Source organism: Bartonella eidoli (assembly GCF_036576145.1).
GTDB lineage: Bacteria > Pseudomonadota > Alphaproteobacteria > Rhizobiales > Rhizobiaceae > Bartonella.
Window position 1 is genome coordinate 165,121 of the sequence record NZ_JBAFWX010000003.1, and the last position, 14,284, is coordinate 179,404.

Below are 14,284 nucleotides of genomic sequence, written 5' to 3' on the forward strand. Positions count from 1 at the left end.
CTGGAGTGACCTCTTGGGGATCATCTTGTGGGACTTCTATCATCTCCTCTGGCGTGATCTCTTGAGGAACATCCTGGGAAGTTTCTGGAGACACCTCTGGAGTGACCTCTTGGGGATCATCTTGTGGGACTTCTATCATCTCCTCTGGCGTGATCTCTTGAGGAACATCCTGGGAAGTTTCTGGAGACACCTCTGGAGTGACCTCTTGGGGATCATCTTGTGGAACTTCTATCATCTCCTCTGGCGTGATCTCTTGAGGAACATCCTGGGAAGTTTCTGGAGACGCCTCTGGGATGACCTCTTGGGGATCATCTTGTGGAACTTCTTCTACAGGCTTTTCTGTATTTACTTCCAATGCATTTTCTTTTCCCGATGGCGTAGGCGTTATCTCAACGTAACGCATTTTTTCCTCTGGCTTTAAAGGCGCAAGACTATCTACCTTTCCATCTCCAAAATTCTGGGCATCATCTTCTTCTTGCGGTTTTATAGTTGGTTTTACTGCAGAAATATCATTAACATGAGCACCCAATGTCCCTTGTTGTAAAGAAAGGTCTTGATCAAGAGGAGCAAGTGCAACCGAAATAGCTTCTAAAGACTGTTGCTGTAAAGAAACGGGATGCGTAAAATGAATAACTGCAAAGCCAAGAAAAATCGCATGTACCACAAGGGATAAAAGCAGCCCCCGTTTCATACCATGATGAGAATCTTTGTCCATTTCTATACCTTGCGTTTTTCACCTTATAGTCACTGTGCCAAGCTAGCCAAAGCAACTTGTGAAAAACCTGCTTTTTGAATATCAGCAAGCAGCTGTAATACACGTTGATATTCGACCGTTTTGGCAGCACGCACAAAAATGCGCTGTTTTTTTCGAGCAGGATTGATAGCCAATTCTGCTTTGAGTTGTGCAATCAAAGCCTCAGGCGTATCGTAATAATCTTGATCAATAGCTAAGCGTCCTTGTTCATCAAGAGAAACCGTAAGTGGAGGTCTATCCATTGGCACAGCCCCAGCGTGACTATGAGGCAAATCAAGAGGAACACCATTAACCAAAAGAGGAGCAGAAACCATAAAAATAATCAATAAAACCAACATCACATCAACAAAAGGTGTTACATTAATTTCACTCATTAATTTGCTATGTGAATGATGCCGGTTTCGTTTATTTTTTCGAGGAGAAGAAGCAACAGAAAAACCCATAAATACTCTCCTTTATGATGATGAATGAGGTGTTCGTATTTCATCAATACGGCGTGACATAATTGTTAAAAACTCATCAGAAAAGCTTTCTATTTGCGCTATGATCCGAGTACTTTCATGAACCAACTTATTGTATGCAATCACTGCCGGGATTGCTGCAAATAATCCGATAGCAGTAGCCAAAAGAGCCTCTGCAATACCTGGAGCAACAATCGCCAACGAAGTATTTTGAGATGCCGCAATAGAAAGAAACGAGCTCATAATACCAATAACTGTTCCAAAAAGTCCAATAAAAGGGCCTGCTGATCCCAGTGTAGCTAGAAAGCCTAATTTTGCTTCTATTTTTGCACTTTCACGCCCTAAAGCAAGCTCCATAGCCTTCTCAATTCTACTCTGCAAACTGATTGAGGTATGGATTCCTTTAGCAAAGGATTTTTTCCACTCCCCCATTGCAGCTATAAAAACTGTTGATATGCTACTTGTTTGCTGATTTTTATATGCCGCATAAATATCATCCAAAGATCTTCCAGACCAAAATATACGTTCAAATTCTTTTATATCACGTTGTATTTTTCTATAAGTAAATATTTTATCAAAAATAATTGCCCAACTCCATATAGAAGCCACAAGTAATCCAATCATAACAGCTTTAACAATCCAATTAGCTTGCATAAACAAACCTAACACTCCTATGGTTTCTGGATTTGTCAGTTCTACGTGCGGCATAACTTTATCCCTCTAAATGAAAAACTTATCTATTTAAATTGAACCAAACAGCTAATATCTTACAGTTTTCAAATAAAAACAAACTTAAATCTGTTTACAAACGAACCATACAATCTTATTTTTTAATTGATATTACCATTAAGCAAGAACTTTTGAAAAATTTTTAGGCAAACGTCGCGGTCTCCCTTCCTCATTAATAAGAGCAATTTGAACTTTTGCAGTTACCAACATTTTATTATCATGAAGAATATATTGATCCATTAAAAAACGTGCCCCTTTAACACAATTAATCCGAGTTTTAATTGTTAAAAGATTATCAATTTGTGCAGGCTTTAAAAAATGCACTTCCATATGACGCACAACAAAAAATAGTTTTTCCGCTTGAGAATCTTCCGAAAACATATTGTTATTAAAGCCAATATCCCTCAAAAACTCTGAACGCCCTCGTTCAAAAAACTCTAGATAGCGCGCATGATATACTATACCTGAAAAGTCTGTATCAGCAACATAAACGCGTGCTTGAACATCGGAAACATGACCTGTAACGTCGCTTTCGAAAGGAGTTTCTCCAATCATCTGCCATCCCATAAATTTGTTTATATCATTGGATTATCTTTTATACTAAGCAATTGAGCGCGTTTTTGTGTTAAAATCGTGAAGATTGCAACACAAAAATAAATAGACTTCACTTTTAGTGCAAAACTATTTCAATATTTCAATCATCTACTTCATCCCATAACATTGTTTGTACTGGTACATTATCTTCTGCATCAGCCATTTGGGTTCGTTTTTGGGCAGTTGTTGCCACTGGAGGACAAAGCCCTAAATGAGCCCAAACTTTTTCTGTAATGGTTCTCCCACGAGCAGTTCGTTGAATAAAACCTTGTTGTAGCAGATAGGGTTCAATAATATCTTCAATCGCGTCACGAGGCTCTGATAAAGCTGCAGCAATCGTTTCAATTCCCACCGGTCCACCTAAAAACGTTTCAGCAATCAACAATAAATAGCGACGGTCAAGTGGATCAAGTCCTAAATGATCAACCTCGAGACGAGAAAGTGCTTCATCTGCAATGCCGCGATCAATTTTCTCCACGCGTTTAACCAAAGCAAAATCACAAACACGACGTAAAAGCCGCCCAGCGATCCGTGGCGTACCGCGTGCACGACGTGCAATTTCATGTGCTCCATCACCACTAATCTGTACAGAAAAAAGGCGTGCATTGCGTTGAACAATATATTCCAATTCCTCTATCGTATAAAAATTTAAGCGAATTGGAATACCAAAACGATCCCGTAATGGTGTCGTTAAAAGACCCAAACGTGTGGTTGCAGCAACCAATGTAAACTTTGCTAAGTCAATTTTAACAGAACGTGCCGCTGGTCCTTCTCCAATGATAAGATCGAGCTGATAATCTTCCATAGCAGGGTAAAGAATTTCTTCAACGGCTGGACTTAAACGATGAATTTCATCAATAAAAAGAACATCACGTTCTTCTAGATTTGTTAAAAGTGCCGCCAGATCTCCTGCCTTAGCAATAACAGGACCTGAAGTAGAGCGAAAATTCACTCCTAATTCTTTAGCCATAATCTGTGAAAGAGTTGTTTTTCCTAAACCAGGAGGTCCCACGAACAAAACATGATCTAACGCTTCTTGACGCGCTTTTGCAGCTTCAATGAATATTTTTAAATTTGCCCGCGCAACTTCTTGACCAATAAAGTCATCAAGTAACTGTGGCCTTAAGGAACGATCGGGATCATTAGGAAGGGGGACACTACCGAGAAGGCGTTGTTCTTCATCTTTATACATTTTTACCCTGAATTAAGTGGGAGAGAAAGCAATTTAAGACTATGGCGAATAAGCAATGCCGAAGAAAGAGTCTCCCCCTCCAAAGCATTAACTGCTGTTGCAATAGCACCAGCTGCTTGATCACGATCAAAACCAAGCTTTATCAAAGCTGACAGCGCATCATTGACCGGTTGATTTGTTTCTTCCCTCGCAAGAGCAGGAGAAGGAGCAGGAGAAGAAATCGTATTTTTACTGAATTTAGGAACTTTACTTTTCAGTTCTCTTACAATTCTCTCGCTAACTTTTTTTCCAACACCTGGTGCGCGGCTAATCATAGCAACATCATTTAATGAAATGGCTTGGGCCAGCTCATCCGGAGATAAAATGCCCAAGATTGTCAAAGCAACTTTGGCGCCCACACCTGGGACGTTTTGCAAAAGACAAAACCACTCCTGTTCAGCTTTCACAGAAAAACCAAAAAGGCGAATAACGTCTTCACGCACATGTGTTTCAATAAATAAACTTAGCGTTTCACCAAGAGTTGGGAGTGTAGAATGAAGCCGATTAGAAATAAAAACCATATAGCCTACACCCTGAACATTCAAAATAATATGATCATTAAAAATATGCTCAAGAGTACCTGTTAGTTTTCCGATCATGCCAAAATACCTGAACGAGAATATAGACCAGTGCGATGGGATGAATGACAAAGAGCAAGTGCAAGAGCATCAGCTGCATCACTGCTATCAAATTTAGCACGTGGAAGAAGAACTTTCACCATCATATGAATTTGTTCTTTATCTCCATGCCCAACACCAATAACGGACTTTTTTACTTTGTTTGGAGCATATTCAAAAACTGGAAGATTTGCTTGTGCTGGAACCAGAAGAGCAATAGCTCGTGCTTGACCGAGCTTTAAAGTTGCCATCGCATCTTTATTAACAAAGACATTTTCTACAGAAGCCTCATTGGGCATAAATTGATGCAAAACCCCTGAAAGTCCTTGATACAGTTGATATAATCTTGAAGACAAATCACACCGTGCATCAGACAAAACAGTCCCTGCCGCAACAAATTGAAGACGACTACCAGAAAGATCAATAACGCCCCACCCTGTCCGCCGTAATCCGGGATCAATGCCTATAATACGAATCGTCTCTGCCATGAATATAAGTTTATGTTATTTTTTTAGATTTGAATAGATACCGGTGTAAGCTTCTAGGATAGAGGAAAAAACGATACAAAGGAATAGGATAAATATAACATGAAAACAATGACAAAAATCGGCTTTATATGAAAAAGGCTACAAAAGCAGAAGAAATAAAAAAAGAGAAAAAACGGAATTTGCAATTTTTTAAGAACGCTGAAAAGCAGTTTTAAGCAATTCGATTTGTTTTCCCACTGGATTATCATCATCCAAAGCACGGGAAGATATGCGCTCTTTACCATAGTTCATGTAGTGCATCCGCTCCTCTAAACGAAGTGACCGAGCTACAAAATAGCGAAAAACTTCTGGCAACTCTTCCCAATGAGCGCTTTTTAATTTTAAGGTTGGTGTATGAAGCGATACTTTTGCGATTTCTTTCTTTATCTGTTCTGGTGCCATTTCTCCTTCACGCTCTGCACGCAGAAGAAGAAGTTGAGAAGCTATCTGCATCAACCGCGTACTTAAATACATTGCTTCTTTGGCATAGATTGCAGAACTTTCTGCTGAAAGAGAACGCGCAGCCAATTTTCCTTCTGTATCAATATATACTGCTGTTTCTTCAATGAGAGTCATCGTCTCTTCATAAAGGCGATTGAACGCATTTTCAAAAGCATCGTGCTCGATCATGATAATGGGCTCATCTTCATCATATGGATGTTTATGTGCGCTCACGCTATTACACTCCAATTATCAGCACAAAAATCATAACATTCAACGAATAAAACAGAAAAAAGTTTCTTTTCCCGCTGCGTAAATCGTTTTTTCAAAATTGAATGCCCCTTTTAAAGCTCTTAAAATTTCTGTGCAATCTGCTTTTTATACTAAGGTTAATGCGTTTATCGAATAGCATTACGAACAAATTCGTTTTTTTGAAGAAAACTGATAAGAAAATCGACGTCTTTCACAATAATAAGCAACACAAAACTGTCCCACAATACCACTTATAATCAATATACTATCGAAAAAAAATGTCCCTGTCATCACTGTTTTTAAAACTTGTCCAAACATCGCAAAAATAGTTCCAGCCATAAAAACTGGTAAACTGTGTCGACCTAAAATTACTAAGGGATGTCGCTGTGAAACACGAAAAAAATTATGCAAACAAGGTAAGCAAAGAATGATAGACGATAAAGCAATAATATGGAGAAGACGAGGAAGACTTAGAAAAGTCTTATTAAAATTAATCAATGGAGAAGACCACTGCATCCAACCCAAAATACCCCACCAACTTAAACGAACCCATAACAGTGCAAGAACAAGATAACACACTGAAAAAATAACCAAAAGAGGCTTAAAAGCGATTGTATTTCCTTGTTGAAGAGATAAAGTGCTAGTTAGCCCTATAACAAAAAGAAATTGCCACGATAAAGGGTTAAAAAACCACTTCCCTGATAATGGATAAGAAGGTGGAGCAATTTTATAAAGTCCACATATGAGATAAAGCGTAAACGAACCCAACAGCAACAACTCCTTCTGTTTGCAAGCCAAATAAAGCAAAAAGGGAGAAAAAATCATGAGCACAATATAAAGTGGAAGAATATTATTATAACCTAATTGATGACCAAAACTTAAAGTGCTCGCAAAGGCCATAAAAGGTCGTTTTACAAATAATTCGATGTTATTCATCGATACAAGTTTTTCTACATGCCATAATAAAAAAGCTCCGATAAAAATGCTCAGGGTAACAAAAGTAGTAAAAAGATGTGCGCCATAAAGCTGACAAGCCCTCCTCCAAAGTTTACATACAATAAAGGTGAAAGATTGCCGATGTAAATGAGTATTATAACTAAGACCTAGCGAAACACCGGACAGTAAAACAAACACTTCTGATGAATCAGAGAAACCAAAGTTTTTATGTGTTATATATTCGTATACAGTTCCAGGAATATGATTAATGAAAATCGTTAATAAAGCGAGAGAACGGAAAACATCAATACATGTATTACGGCTAGAAAGGTGTGTATCATGATCTAAAACACCATGGTATCTCATAAATAGACCCCCGTCAGTCATAAAAGAGTATAGCATAGTTTAAAAAACGTTTAATAGGATTATCTTTATCTTTAAGAGTCAAGGATTTTATATGACACAGAAAAAAAATAAACCGGTTGATCCTTATGTATCTCCTCAATTAATTTTGACATTAGATGTTCGACGTACTTTAGATTCGACCTGCTTTCGCCAAATTCTACAAACGAAATCTTTTGCATGTGTTATTCTTTACGACTCTGGAGATGATGCAGCTTTTTTACAAAAACGAGCACAAATTTACGCTGAGGATATTCAGAGTAATGAGGCTGCACTTGTAATCTCTGGAGAAAACCGGATTGCTGAACGAATAAAAGCCGATGGCTTTCACCTAGAAGGAGATATTAGTGCCCTTGAAAACCTGAAAAATCAAAAAAAAGAACAAAAAATAAGAGGCTTTGGAAATGTGCGTAATCGCCATTATGCCATGGTTGCAGCAGAAGCTGGCACCGATTATCTGCTATTTGGAAAATTAGGTGCTGATAAAAAACCACATCCTCACGCCCGCAACATTCAATTAGCGCAGTGGTGGGCAGAAATTATGGAAATCCCCGCAGTTATCCAAGCAGGAAGCGATTTTGCAACCTTTGATGAAGTCCTGCAAACTGGATGTGAATTTATTGCAATTGAAGAAATCATTTTTTCTCATGATGCCCCTTTAGTCATGCTTAATAGAATAAAAGAAAAATGCAAAAATTTTCCCTTGCTGATGGAGAAAACACATCCATGATAAAGAAAGATGTTAAAAAACCACTCATTTTGGGTGTTGTTTTGTTGATGACAATTTGTGCAAATTCCACTGGCAACGCCGAAGATATCTCAAATTTTGAACGCTCTTTCAATACCATTCAAGATCCAAGCAGTAATGACAGGCCTTTTCAACCTTTAAAAGCTGGAGAATATGATAAAGCCTATGATTATTACGTCCAAGGCTATTATTTGAAAGCTTTCCGTGAAGCCCTAAAACGTGCCGAACAAAATGACCCTATCGCCCAAACATTGGTTGCGCAACTTTATATGGAAGGATGCGCCGTTCCCATTGATGGAGCACGTGCAGCTTTGTGGTTTGGACGTGCTGCAAAACAAGGAGAACCAAAAGCGCAACTGCGTTATGGTCTTATGTTGTTTGATGGCCATTTTATTGCACAAAATCAAGAACTCGGTGAAGAGTTTATTCGCAAATCAGCAGAAGCTGGTGTAAAAGAAGCTTATTTTTATTATGGACAATTATTTCTTTACAAAGCTGAACGTGAAAAACAAGCTTTGGCAGGTGTTTCCTCCCCCAATCGTGATAGCGAAGCGGCAGAACAGGCACTAAAATGGTTCTTAAAAGGGACAGCCCTTGGTGATGCTGAAGCAGCTTTTGCTGCTGCAAAAATCCTTTCCTTAGGAACTATGACACGACCAAAAGATGATCGTAATGCACGCAGGCTCCTAGAAATCGCAGCCCACAATAAACACCCTATGGCTCAAATTATTTTAGCGCAATGGCTTGTACAAGGGCGTGGAGGAGAACCTGATTTTCAACGCGCATTTCATTTACTTCTTCCCAATGCCATTAACATGATTACACCAGCACAGATTTTTCTTGCGAGACTTTATCGAGATGGAATTGGAACACAAGGTAATATTGTAATGGCTGCGGCATGGTATATGGTTGCAAAACAAGAAGACACACAAATACCTGATCTTGAAATTATGCTCCAAGGTATGGATAATGCACAGTTAGAAGAAGCGCGCAAAGAAGCGATCAAACTCCTCCCCGTTCTTTAAACGCACCTTTATCTTGAAAAAATCTTAAAAGGGCTTGCGTTAAAATAGTTTTTATGATCTTGCCAAGAATTAAAAATGCTAAGATACAAAAATATTATTTTAAGGCTTTTTTAACTTTTTTCTCTACAAAGACAATAAAAATTTCTTTACAAAAACAATAAGAGAGCTTTTTGTAAGAACAGAATTGGACAATAAATTATGAAAATTAATGGTAATGAAATTCGACCTGGTAATGTTCTAGAGCATCAGGGAAGCTTGTGGGTAGCAGTTAAATGCAATGCCGTAAAACCAGGAAAAGGTGGTGCATTTAATCAAGTTGAAATGAAAAATTTAATTGATGGTACAAAGCTTAATGAACGATTTCGCGCAGCTGAAACTGTTGAAAGAGTGCGCCTTGAACAAAAGGACTTTACGTTCCTTTATCAACAAGGAGATGCTTTGATTTTTATGGATTCACAGTCCTATGAACAGCTTGAATTACAAAAAGATTTTGTCGGTGAGCGCGCTGCTTTTTTACAAGACGGCATGACAGTCACTGTTGAACTTTATCAAGAAAAACCTATTGGCATATCATTGCCCGATCAGGTTAGTGTAACCATTTCTGAAGCTGATCCTGCTATAAAAGGGCAGACAGTTACATCTTCTTATAAACCAGCAATTCTTGAAAATGGTATCCGTATTCTCGTACCACCTTTTATTAATGCCGGTGAACGTATTATTGTTGACACCAATGAATTAACTTATTTACGCCGTGCAAATGATAAATAAAGGGATAAAATATGGCCCATTCTGCAATCATCAATGTTATGGTACAAGCTGCAATGAAAGCTGGCCGCTCTTTGGTGCGCGATTACGGAGAAGTGCAAAATTTACAAGTCTCTTTGAAAGGACCTGCCAATTATGTCAGCCAAGCAGATCGCAAATCTGAGAAAATTATTTTTAATGAATTAAGTAAAGCACGACCAAAATTTGGTTTTTTAATGGAAGAATCTGAGGAAATCGTTGGTGAAGATTCTCAACATCGTTTTATTGTAGATCCTTTAGACGGAACAACAAACTTTTTACATGGCATTCCTTTTTTTGCTGTTTCCATTGCCTTAGAAAGTCAAGGACAAATCGTTGCGGGTGTAATCTATAATCCTATTGGTGATGAACTATTTACCGCTGAACGCGGTGGTGGTGCTTTTTTAAACGACCGACGCTGCCGCGTTTCTGCAAGAAAAAAACTAGAGGATTGCGTCATTGCTACAGGAATACCCGATTTAAGCCAACCCAACCAAGGAGCATATCTTGTTGAATTACACAATGTAATGGCTACCGTTGCCGGTATCCGATCTTTTGGCGCTGCTGCTCTTGATTTAGCTTATGTTGCAGCAGGACGCACAGATGGATTTTGGGATGATAATCTTCAAATTTGGGATATGGCTGCTGGAATACTGATCGTTCGCGAAGCGGGTGGTTTTGTTACTGATAAAGAAGGGACTCACAATATATTTCGCAAAAAAAATATCATTGCTGGCAATGAGCATATTCACATCAAATTAGAAAAAGCACTCAAAAAAGGAGTTTGACCTCAAAAAAACCACAACCCGACTTTAAAAGGACAAAAAATATTATTTTTTGCAATTTTTCCAATCATCACTGATTAATCAGTGATGATATTTTTTATTCGTCAATGTTATTCATCAACTTACTTAAGCGAAAACTGTAATTTTGCCAAGTGCGCATAAACCCCATTTTTATCGACAAGTTCCGCATGTGTCCCTTCTTCCACAAGAACACCTTTATCCATGACAAGAATGCGATCTGCCTTTAAAATCGTTGCTAAGCGATGAGCAATAACCAATGTTGTTCGATTTTTCATCAACCCCTCTAGTGCTTCTTGTACCAGCTTTTCACTACTTGCATCTAAAGCTGATGTTGCTTCATCAAGCAACAAAAGAGGAGCATTTTTTAAAATTGCCCGAGCAATACCAATACGTTGTTTTTGCCCACCAGAAAGCATAATACCACGTTCTCCTACTTTTGTATTAAAGCCCTCTGGTAAAGACTCTATAAATTCAAATGCATTTGCGGTTTTAGCTGCGGTAATGATTTGCTCCTCACTAACATTTTCAGTTCCAAAAATAATATTATCACGTAATGTCCCATCAAAAATGACAGCCTCTTGTGGAACATAAGAAATTGAGCTTCGTAAATCTTGAAGGGAAAGGTGATCAATCTCAATACCATCAAATCGGATTTTACCTTTCATCGGATCATAAAAACGAAGAAGTAAGGAAAAGATAGTGCTTTTCCCTGCACCTGAAGCACCAACAAACGCAACAGTTTCACCCGCTTTGATAGAAAAAGAAAGAGAGCGTAAAATCTTTTCATCTGGTCGCGTAGGATAGTTAAAATTAACTTTATCAAAGACGATGGATCCTCGAACAGGTTGTGGCAAGGCTGCAGGAGCTTTAGGAGAAACAATAGTAGGCTTTTCTTGTAATAATTCAGAAAGCCGTTCAGCAGCACCCATAGCCTGTATTAACTCAGCACCCAGTTCTGATAATTGTGCAAAAGTTGAAGCTCCAAAAACTGCATAGAGAATAAATTGGCCTAATGTTCCCCCAGACATAGTTCCATTCAAAACATCATGGGATCCAATCCATAAAACAACAACAACGCTGCCAAAAACCAGAAAAATTGCAAAACCAGTCAGCAAAGAACGTAAAATTATGGAAGACCGCGCTGTTTGAAAGGCACGTTCAACTAACTCTGAAAAACGTGCAGAAATTTGTTTTTCAGCAGTAAAAGCTTGAACGATACGCATAGCGCTTACTTGTTCAGTCGCTAAAGCATTTGCATCAGCTAAACGATCTTGCGCAGCGCGTGTGCGGGAACGAACCTTACGTCCAAAAATAATTAATGGAATAGCAACACAGGGAATAGCCAGCAAAACAAGTAAAGATAATTTCGCATTGGTGATGACCATCATAATAATCGCTCCGATCACCACAATCAAATGACGTAAAGCGGTAGAAACTGTTGATCCAACAGCTGATTTTATCTGGGTCGTATCTGTTAAAAGTCGTGAAACAATTTCCCCAGAATGAGACTGATCAAAAAAAGCAGGAGAAAGTTGCATAATATGTCTGAAAATATCACGCCGTAAGTCTGTAACAATGCGTTCACCCAAAGTAATAACACAATAATAACGACAAGAAGAAGAGAGCGCCAAAAGTAAAGCTAATACAAATAAAATAAAAAAATAAAAATTAATATGTCCATGACTCGAGGTAGAAAAGCCATGATCTAGCATTTGACGAATAGCAATAGGTAAAGCCAACGTCGCAAAAGCAGCAACAAATAAAGCAAAACAGGCAAAAATAATGAGCCAACGATAACGCATAAAATAAGGGGTAAAACTCGAGAGCGAAGAGAATGAACGCTTCTTATAAGAAAGTTTTTCAGATTTTTCTGAGTAATGAGATAGCTTCATAAAATTTTTCTCACTATATTATAAATTAAGTTATTAAATCCCTATATAACAATGTATTTTGAACACTTGTTTTTTTATGCGTGCTCCGTTATAGAATGGATATTCAGTTAACTTATCAAAAAGATGAGAGAAGCGCACTTAAAAAATAAAATATGCATTATTTCGTTTTATTATAAAGTAAAAGGTTTGGCCGTATGAAAGCGAATATTCATCCTGACTACCACAAAATTACCGTTGTTATGACGGATGGTACTCAATATACAACGCGTTCCACTTGGGGAAAAGAAGGAGATACCCTTAATTTAGACATTGATCCTAAAACACATCCTGCATGGATCGGCGGATCTCAAACACTGGTAGACCGTGGAGGACGTGTTTCGAAGTTTAAGAATCGTTTCGGGAATCTCGGCATTTAATATCTACCTTTTCGGTATTTAATATCTGCTTTTAATATAAAGAGTTCATAAACTGATAGAAAAGTAAATGGGCTAAGTTGGCAAGCGTCTTTTAAAGTTATAATATAATAAGAACAGGACTTTTTGTAACTTTATAACATATGTTAAATTAACAAGCCTTTCTTTGCAACCACGTTAACGTTTTACAGTGGTTGCTTATTTCTTTTAAAAATCATTTACAAATACTATATTATTAAGTGCATATCCTTCAAAGCTACAACCATAAAGCCTTATGATCCAGCTTGGTCACCATTGCTTAGTAAAAAGTAAAAAAAACTTTTAAATAAAATCAATGGATTACAGAGAATCATATCAAAATAATTATGCGTTTATTTATAAAATGGCAGTTCAGTTAATTTATCAATCGCTGGCTTTTATCATTACCCTTTTACCAAATGGCCCATAGGAGGAATTCTCGATCATTGGCTCCTTCTTAAGGTAAGATCATTTTCTTCAGCCAGCGACGAAATAATTTTCATAGGTCTATAGAATAAACCCATCAAATGATTTGATATGATATTGGCATATATATATTTATTTACATATAAATCATATACAATCGTTTTTGAATACAACTACCCCTTATCATTTAAGGGTACACTTCTTCCTTTTCTTTTCTCCATTGTCCCAAAGAAGCCAGATGGTTCATTCGTGCACGATGCGCAAAAGCCTTTTGTGCAATAGCCATATTTTCGTGTTTTCCACCCCATGCTTTTAATGCAGCAGCCTGCAATGCTCTTCCATAGGAAAATGTTAATTTCCAAGGGAATGTTCCCAAAGCGTTCATAGCTGACAAATGAGCTGTTGCTTCTTCATCAGACTGTCCTCCAGAAAGAAAAGCAATTCCAGGCACAGCTGCAGGAACAGTCTCTTTAAGAACGCGAACCGTTTTTTCAGCAACTTCTTCAACAGAAGCAACCCGTGCATTTTTTCCATCAATTACCATATTTGGTTTCAAAATCATGCCCTCTAAAAGAACACGCGCTCCCGATAATTCTTTAAACACAGTGCTTAAAACAGTTTTTGTAACCTCAAAGCAACGCATAATTGAATGCTGACACGATTGCCCATCCATCAACACTTCTGGCTCTACAATTGGCACGATTCCTGCTTCCTGACACAAGGCCGCATAGCGCGCTAATGCTTGTGCATTTTGTCTTATTGCGCCTCTTGTTGGCAGAGCATGTGCATCATCAATGACAATCACTGCCCGCCATTTAGCAAAACGTGCCCCTAAAGCATAATAATCTCTTAAACGATCACGAAGACCATCTAAGCCTTCTGTAATCATTTCATGAGGAAAAGCCGCCAAAGATTTAGCTCCAGTATCAACTTTAATCCCTGGCAAAGCACCCATATCACGAATAATATCTGTCAACATTTGTCCGGTAGAAGCTTTCTGACGAATGGTTTCATCAAATAAAATAACACCAGAAATTGCGCTTTCCATTGCTTCTTTTGTTGTAAAAAGCATTTCACGGTAAGAACGGCGACTGTCTTCACTCGATTCAATACCAATGCTTTCAAACCGCTTCCCAATCGTTGCAGTACTTTCATCGGCTGCCAAAATACCTTTGCCTGCACAAACCAAAGCAAGTGCAATATCTTCAAGACGTTTACTCATAAAAAAT

The 14,284-nt window shown here is 38.1% G+C and carries 15 protein-coding genes and 1 pseudogene; 5 read left to right on the forward strand and 11 right to left on the reverse strand.

What is annotated here, in order from left to right:
• The 9 genes and pseudogenes from V5N68_RS03270 to V5N68_RS03310 form a co-directional block, all read right to left on the reverse strand.
• Positions 1 to 715 (reverse strand): annotated as a pseudogene (locus V5N68_RS03270) (cell envelope biogenesis protein TolA); the annotation flags it as partial.
• 29 nt (positions 716 to 744) lie between these two features.
• A complete protein-coding gene (gene tolR / locus V5N68_RS03275; RefSeq protein WP_332065754.1) occupies positions 745 to 1,197 on the reverse strand; it encodes a protein TolR in 453 nt (150 codons plus the stop codon).
• 12 nt (positions 1,198 to 1,209) lie between these two features.
• Entirely contained in the window at positions 1,210 to 1,923 is a 714-nt protein-coding gene (tolQ, locus tag V5N68_RS03280; RefSeq protein ID WP_332065755.1) for a protein TolQ, read from the reverse strand.
• 138 nt (positions 1,924 to 2,061) lie between these two features.
• Positions 2,062 to 2,499, reverse strand: a complete 438-nt coding sequence (gene ybgC / locus V5N68_RS03285) for a tol-pal system-associated acyl-CoA thioesterase (RefSeq protein ID WP_332065821.1) — start codon at positions 2,497 to 2,499, stop codon at positions 2,062 to 2,064.
• Between the two features lie 139 nt (positions 2,500 to 2,638).
• Complete coding sequence (ruvB, locus tag V5N68_RS03290) at positions 2,639 to 3,730, reverse strand: Holliday junction branch migration DNA helicase RuvB (RefSeq protein WP_332065756.1); 1,092 nt, start codon at positions 3,728 to 3,730, stop codon at positions 2,639 to 2,641.
• Between the two features lie 2 nt (positions 3,731 to 3,732).
• Positions 3,733 to 4,368 (reverse strand): Holliday junction branch migration protein RuvA, encoded by a 636-nt coding sequence (gene ruvA / locus V5N68_RS03295; RefSeq protein WP_332065757.1) that lies wholly within the window; start codon positions 4,366 to 4,368, stop codon positions 3,733 to 3,735.
• The gene (gene ruvC / locus V5N68_RS03300; RefSeq protein WP_332065758.1) at positions 4,365 to 4,874 is read right to left on the reverse strand and encodes a crossover junction endodeoxyribonuclease RuvC; all 510 of its coding nucleotides are present in this window, start codon (positions 4,872 to 4,874) and stop codon (positions 4,365 to 4,367) included. Before ruvC ends, ruvA begins: the two co-directional genes overlap by 4 nt.
• A 189-nt stretch (positions 4,875 to 5,063) precedes the next feature.
• Positions 5,064 to 5,588: a DUF1465 family protein gene (locus tag V5N68_RS03305; protein WP_332065759.1), complete on the reverse strand. Its 525-nt coding sequence runs from the start codon at positions 5,586 to 5,588 to the stop codon at positions 5,064 to 5,066.
• Between the two features lie 177 nt (positions 5,589 to 5,765).
• Positions 5,766 to 6,908 (reverse strand): OpgC family protein, encoded by a 1,143-nt coding sequence (locus V5N68_RS03310; protein ID WP_332065760.1) that lies wholly within the window; start codon positions 6,906 to 6,908, stop codon positions 5,766 to 5,768.
• Between the two features lie 91 nt (positions 6,909 to 6,999).
• Between V5N68_RS03310 and V5N68_RS03315 the strand changes: the two genes are divergently transcribed.
• The 4 genes from V5N68_RS03315 to V5N68_RS03330 all read left to right on the forward strand — a co-directional run bounded on the left by V5N68_RS03315 (position 7,000) and on the right by V5N68_RS03330 (position 10,288).
• Positions 7,000 to 7,674, forward strand: coding sequence for a thiamine phosphate synthase (locus tag V5N68_RS03315; protein ID WP_332065761.1), 675 nt, complete (start codon positions 7,000 to 7,002; stop codon positions 7,672 to 7,674).
• Positions 7,671 to 8,717, forward strand: a complete 1,047-nt coding sequence (locus V5N68_RS03320; protein WP_332065762.1) for a tetratricopeptide repeat protein — start codon at positions 7,671 to 7,673, stop codon at positions 8,715 to 8,717. Before V5N68_RS03315 ends, V5N68_RS03320 begins: the two co-directional genes overlap by 4 nt.
• 198 nt (positions 8,718 to 8,915) lie before the next feature.
• Positions 8,916 to 9,485: an elongation factor P gene (gene efp, locus V5N68_RS03325; protein ID WP_332065763.1), complete on the forward strand. Its 570-nt coding sequence runs from the start codon at positions 8,916 to 8,918 to the stop codon at positions 9,483 to 9,485.
• Positions 9,486 to 9,496: 11 nt separating this feature from the next.
• Positions 9,497 to 10,288: an inositol monophosphatase family protein gene (locus V5N68_RS03330; RefSeq protein ID WP_332065764.1), complete on the forward strand. Its 792-nt coding sequence runs from the start codon at positions 9,497 to 9,499 to the stop codon at positions 10,286 to 10,288.
• Between the two features lie 119 nt (positions 10,289 to 10,407).
• Here the strand turns inward: V5N68_RS03330 and V5N68_RS03335 are convergent, their stop codons facing one another.
• Positions 10,408 to 12,198: an ABC transporter transmembrane domain-containing protein gene (locus V5N68_RS03335; protein ID WP_332065765.1), complete on the reverse strand. Its 1,791-nt coding sequence runs from the start codon at positions 12,196 to 12,198 to the stop codon at positions 10,408 to 10,410.
• Positions 12,199 to 12,392: 194 nt separating this feature from the next.
• Here V5N68_RS03335 and rpmE point away from each other — a divergent pair, with 194 nt between their 5' ends.
• Positions 12,393 to 12,614, forward strand: coding sequence for a 50S ribosomal protein L31 (gene rpmE, locus V5N68_RS03340; protein WP_332065766.1), 222 nt, complete (start codon positions 12,393 to 12,395; stop codon positions 12,612 to 12,614).
• Positions 12,615 to 13,242: 628 nt separating this feature from the next.
• Here rpmE and V5N68_RS03345 read toward each other — a convergent pair.
• Entirely contained in the window at positions 13,243 to 14,277 is a 1,035-nt protein-coding gene (locus V5N68_RS03345) for a class I fructose-bisphosphate aldolase (protein WP_332065767.1), read from the reverse strand.
• Between the last annotated feature and the right edge of the window lie 7 nt (positions 14,278 to 14,284).

Coding starts and splice junctions, on each gene's coding strand:
- tolR (WP_332065754.1), bottom strand. CDS start 1,197: ATGGGTTTTTCTGTTGCTTCTTCTCCTCGAAAAAATAAACGAAACCGG.
- tolQ (WP_332065755.1), bottom strand. CDS start 1,923: ATGCCGCACGTAGAACTGACAAATCCAGAAACCATAGGAGTGTTAGGT.
- ybgC (WP_332065821.1), bottom strand. CDS start 2,499: ATGATTGGAGAAACTCCTTTCGAAAGCGACGTTACAGGTCATGTTTCC.
- ruvB (WP_332065756.1), bottom strand. CDS start 3,730: ATGTATAAAGATGAAGAACAACGCCTTCTCGGTAGTGTCCCCCTTCCT.
- ruvA (WP_332065757.1), bottom strand. CDS start 4,368: ATGATCGGAAAACTAACAGGTACTCTTGAGCATATTTTTAATGATCAT.
- ruvC (WP_332065758.1), bottom strand. CDS start 4,874: ATGGCAGAGACGATTCGTATTATAGGCATTGATCCCGGATTACGGCGG.
- V5N68_RS03310 (WP_332065760.1), bottom strand. CDS start 6,908: ATGAGATACCATGGTGTTTTAGATCATGATACACACCTTTCTAGCCGT.
- V5N68_RS03315 (WP_332065761.1), top strand. CDS start 7,000: ATGACACAGAAAAAAAATAAACCGGTTGATCCTTATGTATCTCCTCAA.
- V5N68_RS03320 (WP_332065762.1), top strand. CDS start 7,671: ATGATAAAGAAAGATGTTAAAAAACCACTCATTTTGGGTGTTGTTTTG.
- efp (WP_332065763.1), top strand. CDS start 8,916: ATGAAAATTAATGGTAATGAAATTCGACCTGGTAATGTTCTAGAGCAT.
- V5N68_RS03330 (WP_332065764.1), top strand. CDS start 9,497: ATGGCCCATTCTGCAATCATCAATGTTATGGTACAAGCTGCAATGAAA.
- V5N68_RS03335 (WP_332065765.1), bottom strand. CDS start 12,198: ATGAAGCTATCTCATTACTCAGAAAAATCTGAAAAACTTTCTTATAAG.
- rpmE (WP_332065766.1), top strand. CDS start 12,393: ATGAAAGCGAATATTCATCCTGACTACCACAAAATTACCGTTGTTATG.
- V5N68_RS03345 (WP_332065767.1), bottom strand. CDS start 14,277: ATGAGTAAACGTCTTGAAGATATTGCACTTGCTTTGGTTTGTGCAGGC.